Raw genomic sequence first — 26,183 nt, 5'->3', positions numbered from 1 at the left:
GTGACCTCGCTCTCGGATGAGACGTTCCAGGTGATGATGGACTGGAACCCGCTGTTCGCCTCGCTCGTCGGTGTGCCCGGCTGGGACGACCGGCTCGAAGACCACAGCGTCGACGGACACCAGGCCCTGCGCGCGAGGCTCGCGGACGTCCTGGGGCGCGTCGACGACAGCGACGAGGACCCGGTCGCGCGTGCCGTGATCAGGCATCAGGCCGAGTCGATCATCACGGAGATCGACGCCAGGCTGGTCGAGCACACGGTCTCGCCCGGCCTGGGCGCACCGGTGCGGAGCCTGCTGGAGATGGCCCCGCAGGTGGACTTCTCGCAGCGGCGGCACCTGGTGCCGCGGTTCCTGGAGCAGGCGGCGGAACGGTTGCAGAACACCGACCGCAGGCCGTTGCGCCGGCACGCCGAGAGCGGTGCCGCCCACGTCGAGCGCTTCCTCGCCTCCCCGAAGCAGGAGTGGGAGGGCGACGCGGACCTGCGACCGGCGTTCGCCCGGTTCCGAGAGGTGCTGCTGGACCTGCCGGGCCGCGTCGACGAGCAGGCCGGACTGTGCTGGCTGCCCGAGGGCGAGACGAACTACGCGAAGCTGGTCCGCAACTACACGACCAGCGCGTACACCCCGGCCGAACTGCACAGGCTGGGCCTGGACCTGATCGCCGGGCTGCGCGAGGAGTACGCGGAGATCGGCTCGCGGGTGTGGGGGACTTCCGACGTGCCGGAGATCTTCCGGCGGTTGCGCACGGAACTGTTGTGGGCCAACGAGAACGACATGCTCACCAGCGCGGTGGAGGCCGTCGGGCGGGCCGAGCGGGAGGCGCCGAAGTGGTTCGGCCGCCTGCCGGAGGCGCGCTGCGAGGTGCGTCTGGTGGCGGAGAACGACCGGGAGACCGCCCCGCTCGCCTACTACATGGACGCCGCGCTCGACGGCTCCCGTCCCGGCGTCTACTGGCTGAACCCGTTGGGCGCCACCGAACGCAGCCGCACGCTGTCCGAGGTGGTGGCGTTCCACGAGGCCGTGCCCGGCCACCACCTGCAGCTGACCGTCGCCGCCGAGACCGACCTGTCGAACCTGCGCAAGTTCGCGTTCATCGAGGCCTACCTCGAAGGCTGGGGCCTCTACACCGAACGGCTGGCCGACGAGATGGGCCTGTACTCGTCGGACGAGGCACGGCTGGGCATGCTCGGGCTGGACGCGATGCGCGCCGGACGGCTGGTGGTCGACACGGGCCTGCACGCGCTCGGCTGGTCGCGTCAGCAGGCCGTCGACTACCTGCGCGAGAACACCGTCATGACCGAGCCGGAGATCAACTCCGAGATCGACAGGTACATCGAGACGCCCGGTCAGGCGCTCGCGTACATGGTGGGGCGCCTGGAGATCCAGCGCGTGCGGGCGGAGGCCGAGACGAAGATGGGCTCGCGGTTCGACGTCAAGGCGTTCCACGACCTGGTGCTGGAGAACGGCGCGGTGCCGTTGTCCACGCTCGGAGAACTTGTCACCACGTGGTCGGAGAGGGCCTGATGTCGCTCGCGGATGAGATGTTCCAGGCGTCCATGGACTGGTCGCCGTTCATGCCCACGATGTACGGGCTGGAGGGCTGGGACGACAAGCTCGAGGACCTGAGCGTGGAGGGCGAACAGGCGCTGCGGGCCCGGATCGGCGACATCCTGCGCCGGGCCGAGACCAGCGACGAGGACCCCGTCACCATCGCGGTGATCAAGCACCAGGGCGAGTCCATCGCGGCGCGGATCGACGCCAGGCTGGTCGAGCACACCGTCGCGACCGGGCTGAGCGCGCCGGTGACCGGCCTGCTCATGGTCGCGTCACAACTGGACGTGTCGCAGCGGCGCGACAAGATCGCGCGGTACGTCGGGCAGGCCGCCGACCGCGTCCGCGAGTCCGACCGCAGGCCGATGCGCCGGCACGTGCAGACCGCCACGGCGCGGCTGGACAGGTTCCTCGCAGCGCCCGCGCAGGAGTGGGAGGGCGACTTCTCCGCCGAGATCCGCACCGCCGTCGCCGGGTACCGCGACGTGCTGGCGTCGACCGACGGCCGCCCCGACGACCAGGCGGGCATCTGCTGGTTGCCCGAGGGTGAAGCGAACTACACGAAGCTCGTCCGCAACTACACGACCACTTCGTACACCCCGGCCGAACTGCACCAGCTCGGCCTGGACCTGATCGCCGGGCTGCGCGAGGAGTACGCGGAGATCGGCTCACGGGTGTGGGGCACCACCGACGTGCCGGAGATCTTCCACCGGCTGCGCACGGAACTGTTGTGGGCCAACGAGGACGAGATGGTGGCGCACGCGGTCGAGGCGATCAAGAGGGCCGAGGCCGAGGCACCGAACTGGTTCGGCCGCATGCCGCAGGTCGGATGCCAGGTGCTCACCGTCGACGAGGCGGAACGGCAGACGGCCGCGATCGCGTTCTACCAGCCCGCCCCGCTGGACCGCAGCCGTCCCGGCACCTACTGGCTGAACCCGTTGGGCGCCACCGAACGCAGCCGTACGCTGTCCGAGGTCACGGCGTTCCACGAGGCCGTGCCGGGCCACCACTACCAGCTGACCGTCGCCGCCGAGACGGACATGCCCAACATGCGCCGGTTCGCGTTCATCGAGGCCTACCTGGAGGGCTGGGGCCTCTACACCGAACGTCTGGCCGACGAGATGGGCTTGTACTCGTCGGACGAGCAACGCTTCGGCATGCTGAGCCTCGACGCGATGCGCGCCGGCCGGTTGGTCGTCGACACCGGCCTGCACGCGTTCGGCTGGTCGCGGCAGAGGGCCGTGGACTACCTGCGGGAGAACACCGTCATGACCGAGCCGGAGATCAACTCCGAGATCGACAGGTACATCGAGACGCCGGGGCAGGCGTTGGCGTACATGGTGGGACGCCTGGAAATCCAGCGCGTACGTGCCGAAGCGGCCGCCCGGCTGGGCGACCGCTTCGACGTCAGGGCGTTCCACGACCTGGTGATCGGGCTCGGACCGGTTCCGCTGTCCGTGCTCGATCAGCAGGTCACAGCTTGGACTGCTGCTCCATGACGGAGTTGCGCTTCGAGTAGGCGAAGTAGATGACCATGCCGATCACGAACCAGATCGCGAACCGCAGCCAGGTCTCCGGCGTGAGGAACGTGATCAGCCAGATCGAGAAGATCACGCCGATGATCGGGACGACCGGCATGCCCGGCGTCCTGAACGTGCGCGGCAGGTCGGGCTGCTTGTAGCGCAACACGATCACGGCGATGCAGACCACGACGAACGCCAGCAGGATGCCGATGTTGGTGAGCTCCGCGGCCTCGGCGATCGGCAGGAACCCGGCGATGATCGCGGAGGCGATGCCCAGCACCCAGGTGATGCGCGTCGGCACGTGCTTCACCGGGTGCGCCTTCGCGAACCACTTGGGCAGCAGTCCGTCACGGCTCATCGAGTACCCGACGCGGGCCGCGCCCATGAGGAACGTGAACAGCACGGTGGTGATGCCGAGGATCGCACCGACGCTGATGATGATGCCCAGCCAGTGGAAGCCGATGTCCGCGAACGCCGTGGCGAACGCGCTCTCCGCGTCGACGTCCTTGTAGTTGACCATGCCGGTCAGCACGAGGCAGGCCAGCACGTACAGGACCATCGAGATCGCCAGCGAGTACATGATCGCCTTGGGCATGTGTTTCTGGGAGTCCTTCGACTCCTCGGCGGCCGTGCTCATCGCGTCGTAGCCGAACACCGCGAAGAAGACCGTTGCGGCACCGGCGAAAGCGCCCGTCAGCCCGAACGGGAAGAACGGGTTGTAGTTGTCGGTGTCGATGTGGAAGACACCGACGCCGATCACCAGCAGCACCACGGCGACCTTGAGGTACACCAACGTGGTTTCGAACCTCGCCGCGTTCTTCATGCCCAGGTTCAGCACGTAGGCGATCAGCAGGCAGAGGATCACCGCGAACAGGTTCACCTTGTACGAGCCCGCGGCGACACCTTCGCCTTCTGTGCCGGGCGCGCCCAGCATCCATTGCGGTAGATGGATGTTGAGCAGGCTCAGCAGTTCGGTGAAGTAGCCCGAGATGCCGATCGCGACCACCGCCACGATCGCCGTGTACTCGAGCAGTAGGTCCCAGCCGATGAACCAGCCGACGATCTCACCGAGCACCGCGTAGCCGTAGGTGTAGGCGCTGCCGGCCTTGGGGATCAGGCCGGCGAACTCGGCGTAGGAGAACGCCGCCGCCGCGCTCGCGATACCGGCGATGAGGAACGAGACCAGCACGGCGGGGCCGGCCGTCTTGTTCGCGACGGCGCCGGCGAGCGAGAAGATGCCCGCGCCGATGATGCCGCCGACGCCGATCGCGGTCAGCTGCCACAGGCCCAGCGTTCTGGTGAGCCCGTCGCCCTTGTCCTCGGCGATCTGGTCGATGGGCTTGCGCCGGAAGACGCCCTGTGTGGTCATGCCTAGCTCCCTTGATGAGTGGGTCCGGGCGAACCTATGCGCGTCAACTGTCACGCGGTTTGTCCGGACCCACCAATCAGAGAGCCGATTTTTGGCCCTTTGGGCTGTTTACGGCCTGGCGAAGACGATCTTGCCGGCTGTCTCGCCGTCCAGCATCGCCTTGAGCCCCTGCTCGGCGTCCTCGAACTTCAGCTCGGCGCCGATCTGCGGCTTGAGGTCGTTGAGCGCGCAGAACCGGATGAGGTCGCCCAGCTCCTCGCGGGTGCCCATGGTCGAGCCGACCACGCGCAGCTGCAGGAAGAACAGCCGCTGCAGCTCGGCCGCCGACGCGTCACCGGACGTCGCGCCGGAGATCACCACGATGCCGCCGGGCTTGAGCGCCTTCATCGAGTGCGACCAGGTGGCCTTACCGACGGTCTCGAACACCGCGTCGACCCGTTCGGGCAGCCGGGCGCCGGACTCGAACACGTCGTGGGCGCCGAGGGAGGTGGCGAGTGCGCGCTTCTCCTCGGTGCGGCCGGTGACCCACACGCGGAAACCGGCGGCGCGGCCGAGCTGGATGAGCGCGGTCGACACGCCACCGGACGCGCCCTGCACCAGCATCGTCTGGCCGGGGCGCAGGCCGGACTTCACGAACAGCATCCGGTACGCGGTCAGCCACGCCGTGCCCATGCAGGCGGCCTCGGCGAACGACAGCCCGGCGGGCTTGGGCAGCGCGTTGCGGGCAGGCACGACCACGTAGTCGGCGAACGTGCCCTGGTGCTTCTCGGTGAGCAGCGTGCGCTTCGGGTCGAGCGTCTCCTCACCGGACCAGTTCGGGTCGCCGATGACGGAGTGCAGCACCACCTCGGTGCCGTCGTCGAGGGTGCCGGCGCCGTCGCAGCCCAGGATCATCGGGAACTGCTCGGCCTTGATGCCGACCCCGCGCAACGTCCACAGGTCGTGCATGTTGAGGCTGGCCGCCTTGACGGCGACGCGCACCCACCCGTCCGGTACCTCGGGGTCGGGGCGCTCGCCGACGCGAAGCGAGGCCAGCGGGTTCTCGGGACTGGGTTCTGCTGCGTAAACGGCGAACATGGTTCGCAACATACCCAGCCTTGCCGTGGCCAAATGCCGTGACACCGGTCACGAGACTAGAGTCGGGCGGGTGGATTGGCTGGTGCAGTGGTGGGACGGGGTCGAGCTGTGGGTCGTGCAGCTGCCCGTCGCCGTGCAGTTCCCCGTCGTGATGATCGTCGTGCTGCCGGCCTGTCTCGGCGTGGCGCGTCTCATCGACCGGGTCGTCGACTGGCGGGCGAAGAACCCCGCGTCGTCGCCTGAGCTCGAGAACGAGGACGAGTCGGAGAACGAGTCGGAGAAGGTCACCGCGTGAGCCCTGGTCGTCGCCTGACCGTCGCACTGGTCGGCCTGATCGCGCTGGTCGTGGTCGGGTGGTTCGTCAAGGACAACGTCGCCAGCCCCGAGACGCCGCCTGCGAGCATTCCGCCGTCGGCCTCCCAGCTCGCGGTGCCCGGCGCGTCGTCGAAGCTGGACGTGCAGGCGCTGTCGAAGCTGCCCTCCGAGGCCGCGAAGACGTGGAAGCTGATCGAGGCCAAGGGTCCGTTCCCGTACCCGCGCAACGACGGCGTGACGTTCGAGAACCGCGAGAAGCGGCTGCCGCAGCAGAAGTCCGGGTACTACAAGGAGTACACCGTGCCGACGCCCGGTAGTCCGGACCGCGGTGCGCGCCGTCTCGTGACCGGGTCGGAAAAAGAGGTCTTCTACACCGGCGACCACTATTCGACGTTCGTCGTCGTGGACGTGAGCAAATGAAACGGCACATTCTCGTTTCGGAAAAGAACGCTGCCATCGCGGCCATTGCCAGGGCTCTGGATTTCCCGGACTGGTTCGGGCAGAACCTGGACGCGTTGTACGACAGCCTGAGCGATCTCTCGTGGCTGCCGGAGGGCGAGTACGTGCTGGTCGTGCCCGTGAACCTGGACTCGTCCGTGTCGCAGGTGTTGCGTGACGCTGCGAAGCGGACCGCTGAATCAGGTGACCGGAAACTGCGCGTGATTCGCACAGATCGGTGACTTGGGCTGCGCTCGTGCTGTCCGGAGTGGACAGTGCGCACCTATGGGAACGCATTTCCGCCGCATGAGCTGTGCGCTCGGCGTCGTTGCAGTTGTTGGTGTGCTTTGTCCGGCGGTCTCGTTCGCCGGTGACCCCGACTGTTCGCAGGAGGGGCCTTTCACGCCGTTCGAGACGATCGACGGCGACAACCCGGTGACCATGCAGAACGGCCGCGTCGTCGAGCTGCGCGCCTCGAACGCCTCCAAATGCGCCTGGGGCCGCATCTCCTCCGGGACTCCCGGCGAGGAGATCTGGACCGACCGCAAGGACCCCTCGGCCAACGTGCACGAGGGGTTCCTGGGCTACACGCGGATCGACTCGGGCAGCGCGAAGTACACCGAGGCGTTCAAGAACGACGGCAAGGTGATGCGCGCCTGCGGTTCGTCTCAGGGCGTGATCGAGTGCACCGGCTGGTTCTAGCTTTCAGCCGGATCATCTTCGGCGGGCACCCAGGAGGGCTTGCGCTTCTCCTTGAACGCCGTGATGCCCTCCTGCCCCTCCGGGCCGCCGAAGTGCTGCGCTGAGAGCTTCAGCATGTCCGCGAAAACCTCGCCGAGGTTCGTGGACCGCTCCTGCTGCAGCATCTCCTTGGTGGCGGCGAGGGCGTTGGGCGCACCGAGCGCGAGCATGTCGGTGTAGCGGCGGACCTCCGCGTCGACGCCGTCGACCGGCACGGCCGAGTTGAGCAGGCCGATCTCGACCGCGCGCTGGGCGTTGAAGGCCTCGCCGGTGAGGAACAGCTCGTGGGCCTGGCGGGGGAGCAGCCGAGGCAGCACGGTCACCGAGATGACCGCGGGCACGACACCGATCCTGACCTCGCTGAAAGCGAACGTGGCCTCGTTCGCGGCGATGGAGATGTCGCAGGCCGCGACGATGCCGACGCCACCCGCGCGGGCCGGGCCCCTGAGCGCGGCGACGACCGGTTTCGGGCTGGTCCAGAGCTGTTCGAGGATCGCGGGGAACTCGTTGACGCCCTGGTCTCCCGCGCTCGCGCCGGCGGCCTCCTTGAGGTCCATGCCGGAGCAGAACACGGTGCCCGTGTGGGTCAGCACGACCACGCGCACCTGGTCGTCCTGGGCTGCCACGGTCAGGTGGTCGCGGAGCTCCCGGCGCAGCTGTGCGGACAGCGCGTTGCGGTTGTGGGGAGAGTCCAGCGTGATCGTCGCGATGCCACGCCGCACCTCGTAGTGGACCAGCTCGTCTGCCATGCGGCTGACCTTAGCCAAGGGCATGGTTGACAGCATGCTGTCGAATATGACAGTCTACTGTCATGACAACGCAGACGGTGTACCTGGTGCTGGCCGACAAGCTCGCGGACTGGGAGTACGGCCACGTGGCCGCGCAGGTGAACCTGCAGCAGTTCCAGGTCCAGCCGGGTCGCTACGAGATCAGGACGGTCGGTCTCACCACGGATCCGATCCGCACGCTCGGCGGTGTGCGGATGCTGCCGGACATCGCTCTCGACGACGTCTCGCTCGACGACGCGGCGATGCTGGTGCTGCCCGGCGGCGACGGGTGGGAGAGCGGTGAGCTGGCCGCGTTCGGGAAGCTCGCGCGGCGGTTCCGCGAGGCGGGCAAGCCAGTCGCGGCGATCTGCGGCGCGACGGTCGCGCTGGCGGCCGAAGGGCTGCTGGACGACGTGGCGCACACGTCGAACTTCCTCGAGGGGCTTGGTTCCTACGGTGGCGCGGCGCTGTACCGCGACGAACGGGTCGTGCGGGATCAGGGTGTGATCACGGCCGGCGGCGCGAGTGCGCTGGAGTGGGCGCGCGAGGTGCTGGCCGAGCTGGAGGCGCTCTCGCCGCAGACCTTGCAGGCCTGGTACGAGTTCAACCGCGACGACACGGTCGAGGCGTTCGGGAAGCTGGTGGCGAGTGTCCAGGGGTGAGTCGGTGCCCAGGTCTGAATCAGTGTCCAGGACTGAATCGGGTGATGTGCTGACCGACGTCGTGATGAGGACTTTCCGTTTGTACGGAGCGTTTCTCGACGCGGCCGAGGTGATGACGAAGCCGGTCGGACTGACCGCGGCGTGGTGGCAGGTGCTCGGCGCGGTGCTGCGCGAGCCGTTGTCGGTCTCGGGCATCGCGCGCGAGATGGGGCTGGCCCGGCAGTCGGTGCAGCGGATCGCGGACCTGTTGGTGGACAAGGGTTTGGCGGAGTACCTGCCGAACCCGGCGCACGCCCGCGCGAAGCTGGTCCGGCCCACCGCGGAAGGCTTCGCGGCGATCGAACGGTTGCGGGACGCGCAGTACGAGTGGGCGAACCGCGTCAGTGCGCAGGTCTCGTTGGAAGACCTGCGCACGACGCTCGAAACCATGACCAAGCTGGTCGCTGCTACTTCCTAATGCCCGGCAGGGGGGTGGGCATCCCGGAACGGAGCACGGCTAGCCGATGGTCGTGGTCGTCAGAACGGGGCTGGGGTCCGGGTAGCCCTTCGCGGCGGCGTTGACCGGGAACCCGATCACCAGGACCACGGCGGTGAAGGTGAGGCCGGGGGCGTCGTAGCTGGTGCCGCCCAGCTTCGTGGTGATCGTGCCGGTGCCGCCGGCCTGCAGGTTGATCGTCACGGTCGGCAGCTCGAAGTCCGCACCGCCCTTGATCGGACCGGGGACGCTCAGCACGACGTCGTTGCCCTGCAAGGCAACCGTCGGCGTGCCACCCAGTCCCGCGCCGCCGGACAGTGAGGCGGACTGGAACTTCGAGTTGCCGGGCACCGGCAGCTTGAGCGCGAGGCCCTTGATCTCGCGGACCTGCCGGCCGCCGGCCTCGGACGGGATCTTGTTGGGAGCGGGGTCGATGGTGACCTTGACCGTCCCGTTGGGCGCGACGGTCGCCGGAGCCGACGCGTCGACGCCCTGGTCCAGCGTGAAGTCCGACGACTGCCCGGCGGCGCTCGCCCGGAGCTTGTAGGTGATGGTCTGCGGAGCGGCTGCTGACGCGTTGGTGGCGAACATCAGCATCGGTACCAGTGCGAGGGATGCGATTCCGGCTAGCTTCATGACCTCTCCCCGATGAGTGGACGAGGGACATTTCCAGCACGCGGCGTAACCACCTGACTACTCATGAGTAGGTTTCACGTCAACAGTTCACAGTTCACATCGCCCGAACGGCTCTGCGGATTCGATCTTGTGGCGGCGGCCGAAAGTGGCGGGAGCTCAGAAACCGGCTCGACCGCACCCGGCCGGAACGGCACTCTGGCCAGGTGCTTCCGAACTTCGATCAGATCAGCGGCTTCGAACATCGATTCGCCCGCGCCCAAGCGACCGACGTCGTGGAACTGCCGTGGGGCTTCGCCGTGCTGCAGGACGATTTTCCCTTGTCGCACTACCACAACAGGCTTGTCGTCACCGCGCGGGCAACCGCGGAAGAGGTGCTCGCGGCCGCTGACGACGTGCTCGGTGGCGCCGGACGGGCGCACCGGTACGTGACGGTCGACGACGACGCGCTGGGGGCGTCGCTGGCACCGGAGTTCGTCGCCGCCGGGTACAGCCACGCCGTGGTCGCCGCGATGGTCCACTCGGGCGACCCGGCCGAACCAGGATCGCAACCGGTTCGTGCGGTCTCGCTGGAAACGCTGCGACCCGCGGTGATCCGCGACTGGCGGGTGGCGCTGCCGGACGCGACCGACGAGGTTCTCGGACAGCTCGCCGACCGCGTGGCCCTGGGCGCGAAGGGTGCCGACCTGACTCTGCTCGCGGCCTACGACGGCGATGAGATCGCCGCGCACGCAGAGCTGTACATCGACCGCGCCGGATCGTTGGCGCAGTTCGAAAGTCTGGTGACGCATCCCGACTTCCGCGGCCGAGGTCATGGTGCGGCACTGGTGCGCTCAGCGCTCGGCCGGGCGAAGGAGGCCGGATGCGCGCTGTCGTTCCTGACCGCCGATGCCCAGGACTGGACGTACGGCTGGTACCAGCGGCTCGGCTACACCGAGGTGTCCCGCGGCCATCACTTCAACCGGTCGTGACTGATCAGGCTCAGCGCCGGGTCGAGGTGCTGTGGCCCAGTGCGCCGATCGCCGTCAGCACGAAGCCGGCGAAGAAGAGACCGAAGCCCAGCGCCAGGTTCGGGCCGCCGACGCTCGGTCGCGGGGGCTGCCCGGGCACGGGGAAGGTCTGCGTCGAGATGGACCGGAACTCGGGTGGCAGCTGCTCGGCGGGGAAGCCGGGCGGCAACTGCTGGACGGGAAAGCCGGGTGGCAGCTGGTCGGTGGGGAAATCGGGTGGCACGTCGCCGACGGTGACGACCGGCGTCAGGCGGGTGCTGAACGGCTCAGGCGCGTTCGTGGGAATCAGGACGCCGAAGATGATCACCCCCATGCCCGCTATTGCCAGGAGAGCGCCCACCCACACGCACACCTTGACCCATGGAGGCGCCCCGGACAGATCGCGGTAGCCGGACCGGTAACGGCGTCGTGAGCGCGGGAAGTCGTCGTCGAAGTCCGCGAAGTCGGGATGGCTGAGGTCCTGGACGTCGTCGGCGCTGCCGTCGAAGATGCCATCGCGAACGCTGCTGTCAGAACTGCTGTCAGAACTGCTGGCAGAACTCAGGTCAGAACTCTGCGAATCGTCGCTCACGTCGCCCCCGGTGCCGTTGGCACAGTTAGTACCACGCCAAGTCTTTGTGCCGAGGGCGATTCAGTGGATCAGGCCGGCGGCGGCAGCCAACCACGGGTGATCGCCACCGTCACAGCAGCGGTGCGGTCACTCACGCCGAGCTTCGTGAACACGTGCAGCAGATGGCTTTTCACCGTCGCCTCACTCACGTGCATCGCCTGGCTTATCGCGACGTTGGACAGGCCGCGGCTCACGAGCGTCAGCACCTCGACCTCGCGGGCACTCAGCCCTGGCCGTTGCACGGCGCTGACCAGCTTGGTCGCCACGGGGGAGGCGAGCACGGTCTGGCCGCGTGCGGCGGCGCGGACGGCTTCGACCAGGTCGTCGCTGGGCGCGTCCTTGAGCAGGTAGGCGGTGGCGCCCGCCTCGATGGCGCGCAGGATGTCGCCGTCGGTGTCGAACGTGGTCAGCACGACCACCCGGCTGGACGTGGTCGCGACGACCTGGGCGGTCGCGGTCGCGCCGTCCATGCCGGGCATCTTGAGGTCCATCAGCACGACGTCCGGAGTCAGCTCCGTGGTCAGCCGCACGGCTTCCGCACCCGAGCCGCACTCGCCGATGACGGTCAGATCCGGTTGCGCTTCAAGGATCGTGCGCAACCCGAACCGGACCACCGGGTGGTCGTCGGCCAGCAGCACGCGGATCACGAGCCCTCCAGACGAACGTGCACACGAACTCCTTCGCCTGGCGTGGAACGGATCTCGAACACACCGCCCGCGTCGCGCACACGATCCCGCAACCCGTCGAGGCCGTAGCCGTGCGGGGTGTCCGGGCCGAAACCGCGGCCATCGTCCGTGACGGACAGCTCGACGCCGGACGAGTAGTCGAGTGAGACGGTGACGTTCGAGGCGTGTGCGTGCTTGCGGACGTTCGCCAGCGCCTCCTGCGTGACGCGGAGCAGCGTGACTTCGCTGTTGGGAGGCAACGGCCGGTACTCACCCTCGACCTTCATCGACGCGGTGAGCCCGAGTTCGCGGCCCAACCGCGCTGTCAGGCGTTCGAGTGCGGCGGGCAGGGCGGCGCCGTTCAGTGCGGCAGGGGTGAGTGCGGCGACGAGCGCGCGGATCTCGGCGAGGTTCTCGGCGGTGGTCTGTTCGGCGAGCGCGAGGTGGTGGTCGCGCAGGACCGGGTCGGTGGCCGTTCTGGCTGCACGCAAGAGAAGCAGCACCGAGGTCGCGCCCTGGGCGAGCGTGTCGTGGAGGTCACGGGCGAGCCGTTCGCGTTCGGTGAGCACGCCTGCCTCGTGGCTCACGTCCGCCAACTCTGCCCGTTCGCGGCTCTGCGCGATGATCCGGGCGATCCAGAGGCCCAGCATCACCGCCGGGATCACGCTGAGGAAGATGATCACCGCCGCGCCGACCGAGTCCTTGCTGAAGCGGCCGGTCACCAGCACGATGACGCCGATCGACATGGATGTCAGTGCGGTGGCCCAGATCGCCAGGCGAGGTTGCAGCAACGACCAGATGTGCGGGTACAAAGCGAAGAACAGCACCGAAAGCGCGGGCACGAGAGCGAACATCGCGACCACGAGCGGAATCGCGACGGCCACGTACCGCACGCCGCGTGCGTCGCGCTGAAGTGGTGCTCCGACGCGCCAGTACCAGACGGACAACGCGGCCAGCAGCACCAGCGCGACCGGTTGGGGACGGTCCTCCGCGAGCACCAGCACGACGCCGACCAGGGCGAACACGGCGAAGGTGACGTGCCAGGCGACCTTGGTGCGGTCCCAGGCGTCTTCGGAGGACACCGGGAAACTGTGCGGCCGCACGCGCGAAAACACCAGTAGCCGGTCGACTGAGAGCGAAACCCACCGGTCCGTCGATGCGACCGGAACACCGATCGAGCCAGGATTTCCGGCCATGACGAAGAAGAAGTCCGGACTGGTCCTGCTGATCCTGTCCATGGTCTACGCGGCCGTGATCGCCCTGCTCGCCGTCTCGGATTCGAGCGCGCTCACCGCCGTCGCGATCGCCGGGGGAGCGTTGCTCGGCATCGGCTGGGCGACGGTCGGATACCTGTCCGCCCAGAAGTCGTAACAGAAGAGCTAGGCCGCCACCGACTGCCGTGCCAGCGCCTCGTCGTACCGGTCCAGCACCAGCTGGGCCACCTCGACGTCGTCGCCCAACGGCCGTGCCACCACCGCGCCAGGTGCCAGCGTTGCGACCTTGTCCGGCAGCAATCCCGGTGCGAGGAACCAGGACGCGACCGCGATCCGCTGGGCGCCCCTCATGCGCAACCGCTCGATCGCCTCGGGCACGGTCGGCGAGGCGATCGACGCGAACGCCGCCTCCACCCCTGCCCACCCCGACTCGCGAGCCCACCGCCGGGCGACGCGCGCCACGGCCTCGTTCGCCGGAGCGTGCGAGGACCCGGCGCCGGCGAGCACGACGCCCAGCGACCGGTCGCCGAAGTCCACGCCGGCCTCGGAAAGCCGTCGCAGGGCCGCCGACTCCAGCCGTGGATCCGGCCCGAGCACGTCGGTGACCACAGCGGGTACCCGAGACTCGGCCACTGCGGCCGGGACGTCGACGCGGGCGTGATAAGCCTTGCCCAGCAACAAAGGAACGACCACCGCCGGCCCGCGCAGCACGTCGCTCAACCGAGGCGCGCACAGGTCGAGAAAGCACCCGCGCACGTCCAGCTCTGGACGCAACGACCGCACGACGTCCAACAGAGCGTGGATCGACGCGGCCGATCGAGGATCACGGCTGCCGTGTGCGACAGCGACAAGCGGAATCACAGCGCTCCCGTCAATCCACGAGCCCGCAGCACGGCGCGCTCCAACGGGCGGAACAACAGCAGTTCGATCCCGATGCCCACCAACAGGATCAGGAAGATCGCCGCGATCACCATGTTGATGTCGTTCAACGACGACCCGTTGTGCAGGTACTGACCGAGCCCGACGCCGAGCTGGGGCGAGGTCGCGATGATCTCCGCGGCCATCAGCGACCGCCACGAGAACGCCCAGCCCTGCTTCAACCCGGCCAGATATCCTGGCAGCGCGGCGGGCAGCAGGATGTGCCGCGCCGAAGCCAGCCGGCCGGCTCCGAGCGCACGTCCGACGCGAGGCAGCAGCGGCGGGATCTGGTCGATGCCCGCCACCAGGCCGTTCGCGATCGACGGCACCGAGCCCATCAGCACCACGAAGTAGATCGTCGACGGCGTCACGCCGAACCACAGGATCGCCGCCGGAACCCAGGCCACCGAGGGAAGTGACTGCAGGCCGGTCAGCAACGACCCGATCGCCGCGCGCACCACCCGCACCTTGGCGACCAGCAACCCGAGCGGCGTCGCGATCAGCACCGCCGCGAGGAACCCGAGCACCGCGCGGTGCAACGAGGTCCACAGGATGCCGAACGCCTCGCCGGTCGAGATCGAGCGAACGAGCTCGTCCCACACGTTGACCGGAGCCGGCAACTGGAACTCCGGCAGGATCGCCGAAGCCCACAACGCCTGCCACACGCCCAAAAGCAGTGCGAAAGCGATGATCGGTGGCACGCCCGTCTTCAGGAAACGGCGCCAGATCGGCGGCCTCTGCGCCTCTACGGGCACATCGAGCGCGTCGAGGCCGGCGCCGACCTTGTCGAGCGTGTCAGGAGGCGTGGCCACTGATGACCTCTCGCAGATGGGTGTTGATCTCGTCGAGAACCTCGTTCGAGGAGTCCGTGACGTCCCACTCGCGCACGACGCGGCCGGGACGTGAGGACAGCAGCACGACGCGCTGGCCGAGGCGCACGGCCTCACGCACGTCGTGCGTCACAAAGATGATCGCGGTGTTCGTGGTCTCCCACACGCGCAGCAACTCGCTCTGCAGCACGTCCCGCGTGATGGCGTCCAGCGCCGCGAACGGCTCGTCCATCAGCAGCAGGGCGGGAGAACCGTCCGCGGAGACGGTGGCCGAGGCCAGCGCGCGAGCCAGAGCCACGCGCTGACGCATACCACCGGAAAGCTCGTGCGGACGCTTGTCCGCGACGTCACCGAGCCGCACGAGCTCCAGCAGGTCCAACGCACGACGCTTGCGCGCCAAGCGGCCGATACCGGCGAAACGCAGCGCCAGTTCGACGTTGCGCGCGGCGGTGAGCCACGGCATGAGCGCGGGCTCCTGGAACATCACGGCCGGGCGCGACGTGTTGAGCTGAAGCTCACCCGACGTCGCGCCGTCCAGGCCGGCGACGATGTTCAGCAGCGTGCTCTTGCCGCAGCCCGACGCGCCGAGGAGGCACACGAACTCACCCGGCTTGACCTTGAGGTCGACGCCGTCGAGCGCCACCACGGCCGAGTTGCCGTGGCCGAACACCTTGCGGACGCCGATCAGTTCGACGGCGGTGTCCACAGTGGGCAGAACAGTGGTCTCGAGCGTGGCGGTCATGGTCCGTGTCCCCTCGGAAGTTACTTCTGGTCCAGTCCGGCTGCTTGCACCTGCGGCTTGCCCTGTGCCTGAAGAACCTTGTTCAGCAACGTGAAGTCGGCGTACCCGGCGACGTTCGCGGCCTCCTTGGCCACACCCGCCGTGACGGCGTCCTTCGCGAGCTGCGGGAAGTGCTTGGCCTGCGCGTCCGTCGTGAGCTCGATGTTGTCCCACGCGGCATCGAGGACCTTGTCGCCGAGCTTCTTGGAGGTGAGCTTCTCCAGCGCGGCGTTCACGGTCTTCTTGGCCTCGTCCTTGTTGCCCTTGGCCCAGTCGATCGCCGCCACGTGACCCTTCAGCACGGCCTCGACCGTCTCCGGGTGCTCCTGCAGGAACTTCGTCCGCACGATGATCACCGTCGTCGGGAACGCCCCGCCGTCCCACAGGGTCTTCTCGTCCAGCAGCACCTTCGCGCCCGCCTCCGCGACCACGCGTGCGGACCAGGGCTGCGGCAGCCACGCGGCCTGGATGTCGCCCTTCTTGAACAGGTCGAGCGACGCCGCGTTCTCCACGTTCTGGACGGTGACCTGGCCGGTGAGGTTCTTCTCCGCCAGGTACTTCTTCAGCGACACGTCCTGCGTGTTCGCGAGCTGAGGCGTGGCGACGACCTTGCCCTTGAGGTCCTCGATCGAGTTGATCTCGGGCTTCACCACGAGCTGCGCACCACCCGAGGTCGCGCCCGCGATGAGCTTCACGGCCTCGCCCTTGGACTTCGCGTAGGCGTTGATGGCGGGGCCGGAACCGATGTACGCGATGTCGAGGGACTCACCCAGCAGCGCGTTCACCTCGTCCGGGCCCGCGTTGAACGTCTGCGTGGTGAGCTTGGTGTTGCCGATCTCCTTGGCGAACAGGCCCTTTTCGACGCCGATCAACGCGGCGGCGTGGGTGACGTTCGGGAAGTACCCGATGCGGACCTCGGACGCGGCACCCTTCGACTGGGCGGCGGGAGTGTCACTGGAACCGGCGCGGCTGCAACCGGACAGGGCTGTCAGTGCGATGAGAGCGACGGCGATGGCGGGCTTGAGGTTCACGGGGAAAAGGCCTTTCAGGGACCGGGGGAGACGAGGGCATGGGTGTCGGGGGCAGCGGCGCTACCCCCGGTACAGCTCTCCACGCCGTCCTCAAGCAGCGGCAGCGGAGCCCCGACCAGTCCGGCGGCGAGCGTGGAACCGTCACTCGCGTCGATCACCAGGAAGGACCCGGTGCGCCGGCTGAAGCTGTAGTCGTCCAGCGGAACGGGCTCTGCCAGCCGCAGAGCCACTCGGCCGATCTCGTTCAGCTCCAACGAGGCAGGGCTGTCCACACTGGACAGGTTCTGCTCGTCGAAGCGGTCGCGCAGGTCGGTGACCATCGCCTGCACGGTGCGCGTGCCGTGCTTGACGAGGACTCGGGCACCGGCGCGCAGAGGCTTCTCCGCGAGCCAGCACAGCGTGGCGTCCAGCTCGTCGGTGACGTTGGGCTCGTTGCCCGCCACCGAGATCAGGTCGCCGCGCGAGATGTCGATGTCGTCGGCCAGCAGCAACGTCACGGACTGACCGGCCGCCGCCTCCGTCAGTTCGCCGTCCGCCGTGTCGATCTTCGTGACGGTCGAGCGACGGCCCGACGGCAGCACGACGACCTCGTCACCGGGCTTGATCGTGCCCGCCGCGACCAGACCGGCGTACCCGCGGTAGTCGAGGTGCTCCGCCGTGCGCGGGCGGATCACGTACTGCACCGGGAACCGGAACGGCGCGTCGTGCGGGTCGGGCTCGACCGGCACGTTCTCCAGGTGCTCCAGCAGGGTCGGGCCGGAGTACCAAGGCGTGTTCGCGGACTTGTCCACGACGTTGTCGCCGGCGAGCGCCGAGACCGGGATCTCGACGACCGCGTCCTCGGTGTAGCCGAGAGCCGTGGCGTGCGCGGTGAACTCCTTGGAGATGCGGGAGAACGTCACCTCGTCGTAGTCCACGAGGTCGATCTTGTTGACCGCGAGGACCAGGCGCGGAACACCGAGCAGCGCGAGAACCGCCGCGTGCCGGCGGGTCTGCTCGATGACGCCCTTGCGCGCGTCGACGAGCAGGACCGCGAGCTGCGCGGTGGAGGCGCCGGTGACCGTGTTGCGGGTGTACTGCACGTGGCCGGGGGTGTCCGCGAGCACGAAAGAGCGCTTGGGCGTGGCGAAGTACCGGTACGCCACGTCGATCGTGATGCCCTGCTCGCGTTCCGACCTCAGGCCGTCGACGAGCAGCGACAGGTCCGGCGTCGCGAGACCGCGGTCGGCGCTCGCGCGGTGCACGGCGTCGAGCGTGTCCGCGAGCACGGACTTGGTGTCGTAGAGCAACCTGCCGACGAGCGTGGACTTTCCGTCGTCCACGCTGCCTGCGGTAGCCAGCCTCAACAGGTCGCTCATTTAGAAGTAGCCCTCCCGCTTGCGGTCTTCCATGGCGGCCTCGGACAGCCGGTCGTCGGCCCGCGTGGCGCCGCGCTCGGTCAGTCGTGACGCTGCGACCTCGGCGATCACCGCGTGGATGTCGGCGGCGTCGGACTCGACGGCACCCGTGCAGGAGCCGTCACCGACCGTGCGGTAGCGAACTGTCTTGCGCAGCAACGTTTCGCCGTCGCGCGCCGTGCCCCACGGGCCTTCGGCGAGCCACATGCCGTCGCGCAGGAACACGTCGCGCTGGTGCGAGTAGTAGATGTCCGGCAGCTCGATGACCTCGCGCTCGATGTAGTTCCAGACGTCGAGCTCGGTCCAGTTCGACAGCGGGAACACGCGGACGTGCTCGCCGGCGCGGTGCCGGCCGTTGTAGAGGTTCCACAGCTCGGGACGCTGGCGCTTCGGGTCCCACTGGCCGAACGCCGTGCGCAGGCTGAAGATCCGCTCCTTGGCGCGGGCGCGTTCCTCGTCCCTGCGTCCGCCGCCGAAGACCGCGTCGTACTTGTGCTGCGTGATGGAGTCCAGCAGCGGCACGGTCTGCAGCGGGTTGCGGGTGCCGTCCGGACGCTCTTCGAGGCGGCCGTCGTCGATCCAGTCCTGGACCTTCGCGACCTCCAGGCGCAGACCGTGTTGCGCGACGACGCGGTCGCGGAACTCGATGACCTCGTCGAAGTTGTGCCCGGTGTCGACGTGCAGCAGCGGGAACGGCACCGGCGCCGGGTAGAACGCCTTGATCGCGAGGTGCAGCAGCAGCGTCGAGTCCTTGCCGCCGGAGAAGAGGATCACCGGCCGGTCGAACTCGCCCGCGACCTCGCGGAAGATGTGGATCGCCTCGGATTCGAGACGCCCCAACGTGTCCAGTGCAAGCCTCATCCGTGCAACCCACATTCCGTCTTCGACTGGCCCGCCCACCGGCCGCTGCGGGCGTCCTGCCCCGGCAACGGCTTCGCGGTGCACGGAAGACAGCCGATGGAGGGATATCCCTCCTGCACCAGCAAGTTCTCGAGGATGCCCTTCTCGCGGATGTAGGCGTTGAACTCGTCGTCGCTCCACGGCGCGATCGGGTTGATCTTCACCAGGCCGTTGCGGTCGTCCCACTGCACGATCGGCGTGTTCGCGCGGGTGGGCGCGTCGACGCGGCGCACACCGGTGACCCAGGCGTCGTACTTCGCGAGCTCCCGCCGCAGCGGCACGACCTTGCGCAGGTTGCAGCACTTGGCCGGATCCGACTGGTACAGCAGGCCGAACTCCGCCTCCTGGTCTTCGACCGACTGCTCGGCGGCGGCGTTCACGATGCGCACGTCCGGGTAGACGACACCGACGGCGTCACGCACGCCGATGGTCTCCGGGAAGTGGTAGCCCGTCTCCAGGAACAGCACGTCGAAGTTCGGCTTCACCTTGGCGGCGAGGTCGATCAGCACGGCGTCCTGCATGTTCGAGGCGACGATGTAGTTGTCGCCGAACGTCCGCGCGACCCACTCCAGCGCCTCTTCGGCGTTCGCGTCCCTCAGCTCCAGCTCCGCGGCCTCGGCGACGATCTTGAGGTCTTCCTTCAGATCGCTCACTTCTTCACCTCCTGCGGCAGGTTGAGCCCGACGAACGAGACCTTGAAGACGCGCCGGCATCCGGTGCAGAGCCACGCGTAGCTGGGTTCCTCCTGCGGGCGAAGGTCCTCGTCGCCGCAGTAGGGGCAGTAGAACGGCGTCGCGCGTTCGCTCATCGCAGGTCACCCTCCTCAGCGCGCGCGACCCACTGAGCGAAACGTTCGTCTTCTTCGCGCTGTGCGACGAAGTTCCGCACCACGCGTTCGACGTAGTCGGCGAGCTCGGCCGCGGTGACCTTGTGGCCGCGCAGCTTCCGGCCGAACCCGGCGTCGAGGCCGAGACCGCCGCCGAGGTGCACCTGGAAGCCCTCGACCTGGTTGCCGTTGTCGTCCGTGACGATCTGGCCCTTGAGCCCGATGTCCGCGGTCTGGATGCGGGCGCAGGAGTTGGGGCAGCCGTTGATGTGCACGGTGATCGGCGCGGTGACGCCGTCGACGATGTCCTTGAGGTTGGCCTCGAGCTGCGTGACGAGGTCGTTGGCCCGCGCCTTGGTCTCGACGATCGCGAGCTTGCAGAACTCGATGCCGGTGCAGGCCATGATGCCCCGGCGCCACGGCGACGGGTCGACCTGCAGGCCCAGCTTGGCGAGATCGCTCTTGAGCGTCTTGACCTCTGCTTCCGGCACGTCCAGCACGATGATCTTCTGCTGCGGCGTGAACCGGACCCGGCCGGAGCCGGCGCGTTCGGCGAACTTCGCGACCTCGACCAGGATCGAGCCGGACACCCGGCCCGCGACCGGCGCGGCACCGACGTAGAAGAGACCGTCCTTCTGCTGGTGCACACCGATGTGGTCGAGCTGCTGGCTCAGCACCTCCGGCGCGGGACCGTCGATCATCTTGCGCTTGAGGTACTCGTCCTCCACGACCTGGCGGAACTTCTCCGGGCCCCAGTCGGCGACGAGGAACTTGATCCGCGCGCGGTGCCGGAGCCTGCGGTAGCCGTAGTCGCGGAAGACGCTGATGACGGCTTCCCACACGTCGGGAACCTCGTCGAGCGGCACCCACGCGCCGAGTCGCTTGCCCAGCATGGGGTTCGTGGACAGGCCGCCGCCGACCCAGAGGTCGAAGCCGGGCCCGTGCTCGGGGTGGTTCACGCCGACGAACGCGATGTCGTGGATCTCGTGCGCGACGTCCTGCAGGCCGGAGATGGCCGTCTTGAACTTGCGCGGCAGGTTGGAGAACCGCGGGTCGCCGATGTAGCGCTCGAGGATCGTGTCGATCGCCGGCTGGCCGTCGATGATCTCGTCGACGGAGATGCCCGCGACCGGCGAACCGAGGATGACGCGCGGGCTGTCGCCGCACGCCTCCATCGTGGTCAGGCCGACGGCTTCGAGCTTCTGCCAGATCGTGGGAACGTCCTCGACCCGGATCCAGTGGTACTGGATGTTCTGCCGGTCGGTGATGTCCGCGGTGTCGCGCGCATAGGTCTGCGAGATCTCACCGAGGACCGTCAGCTGCTCTGTGGTGAGCGCACCGCCGTCGCTGCGGACGCGCATCATGAAGAACTCGTCGTCCAGCTCTTCCGGCTCGAGCGTGGCCGTGCGGCCGCCGTCGATGCCGGGCTTGCGCTGGGTGTACAGGCCGTACCAGCGGAACCGTCCGCGCAGGTCGGCTGGGTCGATCGAGTCGAAACCGCCGTGGGCGTAGATGTTCTCGATGCGGGCGCGGACGTTGAGCGGGTTGTCGTCCTTCTTGCTCCGCTCGTTGGGGTTCAGCGGCTCTCGGTATCCGAGTGCCCACTGCCCCTCGCCGCGACGCTGCTTGGCGCGCGGTGACGTCTGCGGCGTGGCCATCGCCATCCTCCGGGGTTTCGAGCGCTCGGTGCGCGTGCGAGCCCGGAGGTGCTTGTGGTGGGGGCGTCGTCAGCGCGCCGGGCGCTGACGGGAACAAATCAGCGCGCGGTCATGCCGAACGACGGCACATCGCGCTGGAGACACGACGGAAGTCGACGTGGCGGCGGGCCACGAGGCGGACTCCAGTCGAATGCATGACCTCAGTGTGCATGGCGTCCAGTGCATGGTCCACCGCCAACCGAATGCTGAGATTGACGAGGGGAAGTTGACATCCTAGGCTGGTTTCACTCCGTAATATCTCTGTCACCGACAGACACATTCGCTGGCTGGACACCGCCGTTCGGGCTGTGTGGTGGACACTGGGCGTCATGCCCTCCGCTTTGCCCGAAGGCGAGCCCGCGCCCGCCGACGGTTCGCTCCCCGCTTCCGCTGTCTCCGGTGTCGGTTCCCGCCCGTTCGGCATCTACGTGCACGTGCCGTTCTGCGCGACCCGCTGCGGCTACTGCGACTTCAACACCTACACGCCCGGCGAACTCGGTTCGTCCGCGTCGCCGGAGTCGTGGCTGGAGGGCCTGCGCCGCGAACTGGACCTCGCCGCCTCCGTTCTGGGCTCTCCTCCGCCCGCCTCGACGGTCTTCGTGGGCGGCGGCACCCCGTCGCTGCTGGGGGTGCCGGGCCTGACTGATGTGTTGGACGCGGTAAATCAGTCGTTCGGCCTGGCTCCGGGCGCCGAGGTGACCACGGAGTCGAACCCGGAGTCGACCTCGCCTGAGTTCTTCGCCGGTATCCGGTCTGCTGGATACACCCGAGTGTCGCTCGGTATGCAGTCTGCGGCCCGGCATGTTCTCGCTGTTCTGGACCGCAAACACACACCTGGCCGCGCGCTGGACGCCGCTCGCGAGGCCCGCGCCGCCGGGTTCTCGCACGTGAACCTGGACCTGATTTACGGCACACCGGGGGAGCGGCCCTCGGATCTGGCCGAATCCCTGGACACCGTGCTGGAGTCGGGCGCCGACCACGTGTCCGCGTACGCGTTGATCGTGGAGGACGGCACCGGTCTGGCCCGGCGCATCCGCCGCGGCGACCTGCCGATGCCCGACGACGACGTGCTGGCCTCGTCCTACGAACTGGTCGACTCGACGCTCTCCGGCGCCGGCTTCTCCTGGTACGAGGTCTCCAACTGGGCGACCTCCGCCGAAGCCCAGTGCCGGCACAACGTCCTGTACTGGAAGGGCGCCGACTGGTGGGGCTTCGGCCCCGGCGCGCACAGCCACGTCGGCGGCGTGCGGTTCTGGAACGTGAAGCACCCGGCCCGGTACTCGTCGCTGCTCGCCGAGGGGAAGTCGCCCGCGGCGGGGCGTGAGCTGTTGTCGGACGAGGACCGGCGGGTGGAGCGCGTGCTGCTCGAACTGCGCCTCGCCTCGGGCCTGCCGATCGACGTGCTGGACAGCGCCGGACGCGAAGAGGCCAAGCAGGCCGTCGCCGACGGGCTGCTCGAGCCGTTCGACGACCGTTGCGTGCTGACCGACCGCGGCCGCCTGCTCGCCGACGCCGTGGTCAGGCGCCTGCTGCCGTGATCAGCGGGCGCGCACGTCGTGCTGGCTGCGCACCTCGGTGACCACCTGCCCGTCCCTGCGATAGGTCACGGTGGCCCACCAGAGACCGTCCTGGCGCCTTACCCGCTCCCAGACCAGCGTGCCCTCCCACCACTCGTCATCGCTGTGCACCAGGCATGGTTTCCCCTCGTCGGGCGGCTCATCGTCGGGCGGCCGGAGCCACCTCACGTTGTCCACGTTTGGACCCTAGCGACCACCACCGACAATTTCGCTACGGTCGCGGGACCTTGATGTTCGCGTAGCGGTCCCACCCCTCGGAGATCCGTTTCGCGTACAGGTCTGCCTGCGCCGCGTCGATCACCCAGTTCCACTCCCCGGTCGGCGGCGCCGGATACGCCCTCACCTGTGCCGCAACGGTTTGCGCCTCGTCGAGGCCCACCCAGATGGAACGGGCGAGGTCGGCAGACGGCTGCTGCACGTAGATCCGGTAGCCGAAGTAAGCCTTCGCGACCGCCCGGTGCAGCTTCGCGGTCAGCACGGTCCGCTCGAAGTAGGCCTTCAGTTGCGCGTAGTCGTTGGGACGCAACAGCTTCCGGACGTGTTCGACGTCGCGCAACGAGGCCTCGGCGAGCTGCACGCCGTGGTTCTTCTCGACGTTGAGGTAGGCGAGGTACTCCGGCGTCATCAGGTTGCCGGGCGTGACCCAGCCGCGGTCGAGCACGTAGCCGGCCTCGCGGCGCAGGATGCCGTCGGTCTTGCAGTGCGGCGGCGACAGGTGGTTCGCGACGTCGATCCAGTAGTGGAACTTCTTGTTCACGCCGTGCCGCACGAACGTCTCCGGCGGGTCGATCCATTTGCCGGACACGCTGCGGTGGTAGCTGGAGCAGTACGGGTCGTAGTCCAGGCGCGAGTGGTTCGCGCTGTTGCTGCCCAACGTGTAGAGCGTCGACGTGACGATTTCCGGCGAACGGGCGAGCGCTCGGGCCACCCAGGGCGAGGCGAGCAGGCCGTACTTGCGGGCCGCGAACTCCAGGTAGATCTGGGAGTTCGACGCGCCTTCCGACGCGCGTTTCAGGGCGAACAGGTTGATCTCGGTCGGGGTGCCCACGATGCGCGACTCGTCGTAGCGGTCGGTGCGGGCGACGTAGCCGATCACGTTGGGCAGCTTGCGGTAGTGCCTGAGGCGGTCGGCGTGCTCGGCGACGAACGCGTTCGCGATCTTGCCCTGGCCGTTGTACTCGCCGGTGGTGTCGTACTCGATCAGCACCGGGCGCTTGATGCGCGGGACCGTGACGTCGATCGGGTGGGTGAGGAAGAAGTCGTGCGGCTGGGCCTTGGCCATCACGCGCACGCGCTGGTTCTGGACGCGGTCGATCGCGCCGATCGTGCGGTCCATCTCGGCGGGGTAGTAGCCGAACGTGCGCAGGTACAGCAGCATGCCGCGTTCGTCGATCACCGACGCGATCTGGTCGACGAGGTAGGCGAGCTTCTCCTCGGCGGTTTTCAGGCGCGTGGAGTGCTGGTTCTCGACGCGGGCGCCGGTCTCGATGAACGTCAGGATGATCGAGTCGACCCGTGGCACCAGGTCGAGCATCGCGCGGTAGTCGCCGCGGAACCAGTCCCAGAACGCCGGGTTGTCCAGGTCGATCGTGCCGCCGGGGCCGGTGCGGAACTCGGCGGGGTAGTAGGTGAGGTTGTAGAGGGCGTGGTCCCAGGCGGCGACCTCGCGGACGCCCGAGTCGTGCGCCAGGTCGGTGAGCCGGTTCACCTGCGCCTGTCTGCGCGGATCGTGGACCTCCTGCAGGTCGTGCACCACCTCGTGGGACAGTTGCAGGTGATTGACCTGGTACTTCTTCGCGGAGGCGATCACCGCGTCCGCGCCGGCGTCGCTGTCGGAGAGGATCGTCCAGCCCCTGATGGAGTTCCGGCTCGAACCATCCGCCAGCGCGGCACCGGGCGGAGCGAGCAGGGTCACTCCCAGCAGCAGACACAACAACTTGCGCATGCGCACCCCTCACTCGACCGGGGCGGCGGCGGCTCTACCCAACGGCTCGACTGAGTCGTCAGTCAAGGGAACGGGCCGGTTCTGCGGTGTTTACATGAGCGCCGGCGCAGCACGAGTCCGAAGCGAGCGCCCGGCAGGAAACCGGCTGGGTAAACTCGGGAGCACGGGACACGGAGGTGAACAGCGTTGAACGCCGATGAGCGTCGGTTCGAGGTGCTTCGCGCCATCGTCGCCGACTACGTGTCCAACCAGGAACCCGTCGGGTCGAAGGCCCTGGTCGACCGGCACAACCTGGGTGTGTCGAGCGCGACCGTGCGCAACGACATGGCCGCGCTGGAGGACGAGGGCTACATCGCCCAGCCGCACACCAGCGCCGGGCGCGTGCCGACGGACAAGGGCTACCGGCTCTTCGTCGACAAGCTGAGCGAGATCAAGCCGCTCTCGCAGGCGGAGAAGCGGGCGATCCGGAGTTTCCTCGACGGGGCGCTCGACCTCGACGACGTGATGCGCCGCAGCGTGCGGTTGCTCGCGCAGCTCACCAGGCAGGTCGCGGTGATCCAGGTGCCGACCCTGTCCCGTGCGGCCGTGCGGCACCTCGAAGTGCTGCCGATCACACCGTCCCGGCTGATGCTGGTGCTGATCACCGACACCGGCCGCGTCGACCAGCGGATCGTCGAGCTGGGCGACGTGATCAGCGAGGAGCACACGGCGCAGCTGCGCGGCGTGCTGAACCAGGCGATGGCGGGTCAGCGACTGGCCGACGCCTCGGCCAAGGTCGCCGAGCTGCCGGAAGAGGTTCCGCCGAACCTGCGCGACCCGATGCTCCGGGTCGCTACCGTGCTGATCGAAACGCTGGTGGAGCACCCGGAGGAACGGCTGGTGCTCGGCGGCACCGCGAACCTCACCCGCAACATCACGGACTTCCCGGGCTCGCTCCGGCAGGTGCTGGAGGCGCTGGAGGAACAGGTGATCGTGCTCAAGCTGCTCGCCGCCTCCCGCGACCCCGGTCGTGTGCTGGTGCGCATCGGCGAGGAGAACGAGGCGGCTGAGATGCGCAGCACTTCAGTGGTGTCCATCGGCTACGGCAGCCGTGACAATCCGCTCGGGGGTCTCGGCGTCGTGGGACCGACGCGCATGGACTACCCCGGAACAATGGCGGCCGTCCGCGCGGTTGCCAACTACGTCGGTGAGATCCTGACCGGTCGTTGACCAGAAACTTCTTGAACTTGAG

Annotated in this window: 30 protein-coding genes; 12 read left to right on the top strand and 18 right to left on the bottom strand. The window is 68.3% G+C overall.

Annotated features, from left to right (window positions below):
- Both ACWGE0_RS24065 and ACWGE0_RS24060 read left to right on the top strand, forming a co-directional pair.
- Window positions 1–1,524, top strand: coding sequence for a DUF885 domain-containing protein (locus ACWGE0_RS24065; RefSeq protein WP_452263144.1), 1,524 nt, complete (start codon window positions 1–3; stop codon window positions 1,522–1,524).
- Complete coding sequence (locus tag ACWGE0_RS24060) at window positions 1,524–3,050, top strand: DUF885 domain-containing protein (protein WP_452263143.1); 1,527 nt, start codon at window positions 1,524–1,526, stop codon at window positions 3,048–3,050. Before ACWGE0_RS24065 ends, ACWGE0_RS24060 begins: the two co-directional genes overlap by 1 nt.
- On the opposite strand, the gene ACWGE0_RS24055 is transcribed toward ACWGE0_RS24060, so the two are convergent.
- Both ACWGE0_RS24055 and ACWGE0_RS24050 read right to left on the bottom strand, forming a co-directional pair.
- The gene (locus tag ACWGE0_RS24055) at window positions 3,025–4,443 is read right to left on the bottom strand and encodes an amino acid permease (RefSeq protein WP_452263142.1); all 1,419 of its coding nucleotides are present in this window, start codon (window positions 4,441–4,443) and stop codon (window positions 3,025–3,027) included. The genes ACWGE0_RS24060 and ACWGE0_RS24055 overlap by 26 nt on opposite strands.
- A 108-nt stretch (window positions 4,444–4,551) precedes the next feature.
- Window positions 4,552–5,520, bottom strand: coding sequence for a quinone oxidoreductase family protein (locus ACWGE0_RS24050; RefSeq protein WP_452263141.1), 969 nt, complete (start codon window positions 5,518–5,520; stop codon window positions 4,552–4,554).
- A 70-nt stretch (window positions 5,521–5,590) separates the two neighbouring features.
- Here ACWGE0_RS24050 and ACWGE0_RS24045 point away from each other — a divergent pair, with 70 nt between their 5' ends.
- From ACWGE0_RS24045 to ACWGE0_RS24030, 4 genes are read left to right on the top strand one after another with little or no spacing between them, the layout of a single operon-like run.
- Window positions 5,591–5,815: a hypothetical protein gene (locus ACWGE0_RS24045; RefSeq protein ID WP_452263140.1), complete on the top strand. Its 225-nt coding sequence runs from the start codon at window positions 5,591–5,593 to the stop codon at window positions 5,813–5,815.
- Window positions 5,812–6,255: a ribonuclease domain-containing protein gene (locus ACWGE0_RS24040; RefSeq protein ID WP_452263139.1), complete on the top strand. Its 444-nt coding sequence runs from the start codon at window positions 5,812–5,814 to the stop codon at window positions 6,253–6,255. The genes ACWGE0_RS24045 and ACWGE0_RS24040 overlap by 4 nt, the downstream gene beginning before the upstream one ends.
- Complete coding sequence (locus tag ACWGE0_RS24035) at window positions 6,252–6,515, top strand: barstar family protein (protein WP_452263138.1); 264 nt, start codon at window positions 6,252–6,254, stop codon at window positions 6,513–6,515. Before ACWGE0_RS24040 ends, ACWGE0_RS24035 begins: the two co-directional genes overlap by 4 nt.
- Before the next feature lie 43 nt (window positions 6,516–6,558).
- Window positions 6,559–6,975, top strand: a complete 417-nt coding sequence (locus ACWGE0_RS24030; protein WP_452263137.1) for a hypothetical protein — start codon at window positions 6,559–6,561, stop codon at window positions 6,973–6,975.
- On the opposite strand, the gene ACWGE0_RS24025 is transcribed toward ACWGE0_RS24030, so the two are convergent.
- Complete coding sequence (locus tag ACWGE0_RS24025; protein WP_452263136.1) at window positions 6,972–7,763, bottom strand: enoyl-CoA hydratase-related protein; 792 nt, start codon at window positions 7,761–7,763, stop codon at window positions 6,972–6,974. The genes ACWGE0_RS24030 and ACWGE0_RS24025 overlap by 4 nt on opposite strands.
- 62 nt (window positions 7,764–7,825) lie before the next feature.
- Between ACWGE0_RS24025 and ACWGE0_RS24020 the strand changes: the two genes are divergently transcribed.
- Both ACWGE0_RS24020 and ACWGE0_RS24015 read left to right on the top strand, forming a co-directional pair.
- Entirely contained in the window at window positions 7,826–8,443 is a 618-nt protein-coding gene (locus tag ACWGE0_RS24020; protein ID WP_452263135.1) for a DJ-1/PfpI family protein, read from the top strand.
- Between the two features lie 64 nt (window positions 8,444–8,507).
- The gene (locus ACWGE0_RS24015; protein WP_452263134.1) at window positions 8,508–8,900 is read left to right on the top strand and encodes a MarR family winged helix-turn-helix transcriptional regulator; all 393 of its coding nucleotides are present in this window, start codon (window positions 8,508–8,510) and stop codon (window positions 8,898–8,900) included.
- A gap of 39 nt (window positions 8,901–8,939) precedes the next feature.
- Here the strand turns inward: ACWGE0_RS24015 and ACWGE0_RS24010 are convergent, their stop codons facing one another.
- On the bottom strand, window positions 8,940–9,554 hold the full coding sequence (locus tag ACWGE0_RS24010) for a cyclase (protein WP_452263133.1): 615 nt from the start codon (window positions 9,552–9,554) through the stop codon (window positions 8,940–8,942).
- Between the two features lie 203 nt (window positions 9,555–9,757).
- Between ACWGE0_RS24010 and ACWGE0_RS24005 the strand changes: the two genes are divergently transcribed.
- Window positions 9,758–10,522, top strand: coding sequence for a GNAT family N-acetyltransferase (locus ACWGE0_RS24005; RefSeq protein WP_452263132.1), 765 nt, complete (start codon window positions 9,758–9,760; stop codon window positions 10,520–10,522).
- A 10-nt stretch (window positions 10,523–10,532) separates the two neighbouring features.
- Here ACWGE0_RS24005 and ACWGE0_RS24000 read toward each other — a convergent pair whose 3' ends face one another.
- The 3 genes from ACWGE0_RS24000 to ACWGE0_RS23990 all read right to left on the bottom strand — a co-directional run bounded on the left by ACWGE0_RS24000 (window position 10,533) and on the right by ACWGE0_RS23990 (window position 12,918).
- Window positions 10,533–11,132 carry a hypothetical protein gene (locus tag ACWGE0_RS24000; protein ID WP_452263131.1) on the bottom strand — a complete coding sequence of 200 codons (600 nt, stop codon included), beginning with the start codon at window positions 11,130–11,132 and terminating at the stop codon, window positions 10,533–10,535.
- Between the two features lie 68 nt (window positions 11,133–11,200).
- On the bottom strand, window positions 11,201–11,818 hold the full coding sequence (locus ACWGE0_RS23995; RefSeq protein WP_452263130.1) for a response regulator: 618 nt from the start codon (window positions 11,816–11,818) through the stop codon (window positions 11,201–11,203).
- Entirely contained in the window at window positions 11,815–12,918 is a 1,104-nt protein-coding gene (locus tag ACWGE0_RS23990) for a sensor histidine kinase (protein WP_452263129.1), read from the bottom strand. Before ACWGE0_RS23990 ends, ACWGE0_RS23995 begins: the two co-directional genes overlap by 4 nt.
- Before the next feature lie 112 nt (window positions 12,919–13,030).
- Between ACWGE0_RS23990 and ACWGE0_RS23985 the strand changes: the two genes are divergently transcribed.
- Window positions 13,031–13,207: a hypothetical protein gene (locus ACWGE0_RS23985; RefSeq protein WP_452263128.1), complete on the top strand. Its 177-nt coding sequence runs from the start codon at window positions 13,031–13,033 to the stop codon at window positions 13,205–13,207.
- Between the two features lie 8 nt (window positions 13,208–13,215).
- Here ACWGE0_RS23985 and ACWGE0_RS23980 read toward each other — a convergent pair whose 3' ends face one another.
- The 9 genes from ACWGE0_RS23980 to ACWGE0_RS23940 are packed head-to-tail and all read right to left on the bottom strand — an operon-like array spanning window position 13,216 to window position 21,391.
- Window positions 13,216–13,911, bottom strand: coding sequence for a sirohydrochlorin chelatase (locus tag ACWGE0_RS23980; protein ID WP_452263127.1), 696 nt, complete (start codon window positions 13,909–13,911; stop codon window positions 13,216–13,218).
- Window positions 13,908–14,780 (bottom strand): ABC transporter permease, encoded by an 873-nt coding sequence (locus ACWGE0_RS23975; RefSeq protein ID WP_452263126.1) that lies wholly within the window; start codon window positions 14,778–14,780, stop codon window positions 13,908–13,910. The genes ACWGE0_RS23980 and ACWGE0_RS23975 overlap by 4 nt, the downstream gene beginning before the upstream one ends.
- The gene (locus tag ACWGE0_RS23970; protein ID WP_452263125.1) at window positions 14,764–15,540 is read right to left on the bottom strand and encodes an ABC transporter ATP-binding protein; all 777 of its coding nucleotides are present in this window, start codon (window positions 15,538–15,540) and stop codon (window positions 14,764–14,766) included. Before ACWGE0_RS23970 ends, ACWGE0_RS23975 begins: the two co-directional genes overlap by 17 nt.
- A gap of 20 nt (window positions 15,541–15,560) precedes the next feature.
- Complete coding sequence (locus tag ACWGE0_RS23965; RefSeq protein WP_452263124.1) at window positions 15,561–16,610, bottom strand: ABC transporter substrate-binding protein; 1,050 nt, start codon at window positions 16,608–16,610, stop codon at window positions 15,561–15,563.
- Between the two features lie 14 nt (window positions 16,611–16,624).
- The gene (locus ACWGE0_RS23960) at window positions 16,625–17,968 is read right to left on the bottom strand and encodes a sulfate adenylyltransferase subunit 1 (protein ID WP_452263123.1); all 1,344 of its coding nucleotides are present in this window, start codon (window positions 17,966–17,968) and stop codon (window positions 16,625–16,627) included.
- The gene (cysD, locus tag ACWGE0_RS23955; protein WP_452263122.1) at window positions 17,969–18,868 is read right to left on the bottom strand and encodes a sulfate adenylyltransferase subunit CysD; all 900 of its coding nucleotides are present in this window, start codon (window positions 18,866–18,868) and stop codon (window positions 17,969–17,971) included.
- Entirely contained in the window at window positions 18,865–19,560 is a 696-nt protein-coding gene (locus ACWGE0_RS23950) for a phosphoadenylyl-sulfate reductase (RefSeq protein ID WP_452263121.1), read from the bottom strand. The genes cysD and ACWGE0_RS23950 overlap by 4 nt, the downstream gene beginning before the upstream one ends.
- Window positions 19,557–19,715, bottom strand: coding sequence for a hypothetical protein (locus tag ACWGE0_RS23945; protein WP_030472080.1), 159 nt, complete (start codon window positions 19,713–19,715; stop codon window positions 19,557–19,559). The genes ACWGE0_RS23950 and ACWGE0_RS23945 overlap by 4 nt, the downstream gene beginning before the upstream one ends.
- Window positions 19,712–21,391, bottom strand: a complete 1,680-nt coding sequence (locus ACWGE0_RS23940) for a nitrite/sulfite reductase (RefSeq protein WP_452263120.1) — start codon at window positions 21,389–21,391, stop codon at window positions 19,712–19,714. The genes ACWGE0_RS23945 and ACWGE0_RS23940 overlap by 4 nt, the downstream gene beginning before the upstream one ends.
- A 368-nt stretch (window positions 21,392–21,759) precedes the next feature.
- On the opposite strand from ACWGE0_RS23940, the gene hemW reads away from it, so the two are divergent.
- Entirely contained in the window at window positions 21,760–22,968 is a 1,209-nt protein-coding gene (gene hemW / locus ACWGE0_RS23935; RefSeq protein ID WP_452263119.1) for a radical SAM family heme chaperone HemW, read from the top strand.
- Here hemW and ACWGE0_RS23930 read toward each other — a convergent pair whose 3' ends face one another.
- Both ACWGE0_RS23930 and ACWGE0_RS23925 read right to left on the bottom strand, forming a co-directional pair.
- Window positions 22,969–23,184, bottom strand: a complete 216-nt coding sequence (locus tag ACWGE0_RS23930; RefSeq protein ID WP_452263118.1) for a hypothetical protein — start codon at window positions 23,182–23,184, stop codon at window positions 22,969–22,971.
- Between the two features lie 34 nt (window positions 23,185–23,218).
- On the bottom strand, window positions 23,219–24,952 hold the full coding sequence (locus ACWGE0_RS23925) for a hypothetical protein (RefSeq protein WP_452263117.1): 1,734 nt from the start codon (window positions 24,950–24,952) through the stop codon (window positions 23,219–23,221).
- 186 nt (window positions 24,953–25,138) lie between these two features.
- Here ACWGE0_RS23925 and hrcA point away from each other — a divergent pair, with 186 nt between their 5' ends.
- Window positions 25,139–26,161 (top strand): heat-inducible transcriptional repressor HrcA, encoded by a 1,023-nt coding sequence (gene hrcA, locus ACWGE0_RS23920; RefSeq protein ID WP_452263116.1) that lies wholly within the window; start codon window positions 25,139–25,141, stop codon window positions 26,159–26,161.
- The last annotated feature ends 22 nt before the right edge of the window (window positions 26,162–26,183 follow it).

The organism is Lentzea sp. NPDC054927 (genome assembly GCF_053610285.1).
Note: the sequence above shows the minus strand (reverse complement) of the source record. Positions and strands in the feature narration are given on the sequence as shown.

Bases quoted from the DNA above. Each gene is read 5' to 3' on its own strand.
- ACWGE0_RS24060 (WP_452263143.1), top strand. From the start codon at position 1,524: ATGTCGCTCGCGGATGAGATGTTCCAGGCGTCCATGGACTGGTCGCCG.
- ACWGE0_RS24055 (WP_452263142.1), bottom strand. From the start codon at position 4,443: ATGACCACACAGGGCGTCTTCCGGCGCAAGCCCATCGACCAGATCGCC.
- ACWGE0_RS24050 (WP_452263141.1), bottom strand. From the start codon at position 5,520: ATGTTCGCCGTTTACGCAGCAGAACCCAGTCCCGAGAACCCGCTGGCC.
- ACWGE0_RS24035 (WP_452263138.1), top strand. From the start codon at position 6,252: ATGAAACGGCACATTCTCGTTTCGGAAAAGAACGCTGCCATCGCGGCC.
- ACWGE0_RS24030 (WP_452263137.1), top strand. From the start codon at position 6,559: ATGGGAACGCATTTCCGCCGCATGAGCTGTGCGCTCGGCGTCGTTGCA.
- ACWGE0_RS24025 (WP_452263136.1), bottom strand. From the start codon at position 7,763: ATGGCAGACGAGCTGGTCCACTACGAGGTGCGGCGTGGCATCGCGACG.
- ACWGE0_RS24020 (WP_452263135.1), top strand. From the start codon at position 7,826: ATGACAACGCAGACGGTGTACCTGGTGCTGGCCGACAAGCTCGCGGAC.
- ACWGE0_RS24015 (WP_452263134.1), top strand. From the start codon at position 8,508: ATGAGGACTTTCCGTTTGTACGGAGCGTTTCTCGACGCGGCCGAGGTG.
- ACWGE0_RS24010 (WP_452263133.1), bottom strand. From the start codon at position 9,554: ATGAAGCTAGCCGGAATCGCATCCCTCGCACTGGTACCGATGCTGATG.
- ACWGE0_RS23985 (WP_452263128.1), top strand. From the start codon at position 13,031: ATGACGAAGAAGAAGTCCGGACTGGTCCTGCTGATCCTGTCCATGGTC.
- ACWGE0_RS23970 (WP_452263125.1), bottom strand. From the start codon at position 15,540: ATGACCGCCACGCTCGAGACCACTGTTCTGCCCACTGTGGACACCGCC.
- ACWGE0_RS23960 (WP_452263123.1), bottom strand. From the start codon at position 17,968: ATGAGCGACCTGTTGAGGCTGGCTACCGCAGGCAGCGTGGACGACGGA.
- cysD (WP_452263122.1), bottom strand. From the start codon at position 18,868: ATGAGGCTTGCACTGGACACGTTGGGGCGTCTCGAATCCGAGGCGATC.
- ACWGE0_RS23945 (WP_030472080.1), bottom strand. From the start codon at position 19,715: ATGAGCGAACGCGCGACGCCGTTCTACTGCCCCTACTGCGGCGACGAG.
- ACWGE0_RS23940 (WP_452263120.1), bottom strand. From the start codon at position 21,391: ATGGCCACGCCGCAGACGTCACCGCGCGCCAAGCAGCGTCGCGGCGAG.
- hemW (WP_452263119.1), top strand. From the start codon at position 21,760: ATGCCCTCCGCTTTGCCCGAAGGCGAGCCCGCGCCCGCCGACGGTTCG.
- ACWGE0_RS23925 (WP_452263117.1), bottom strand. From the start codon at position 24,952: ATGCGCAAGTTGTTGTGTCTGCTGCTGGGAGTGACCCTGCTCGCTCCG.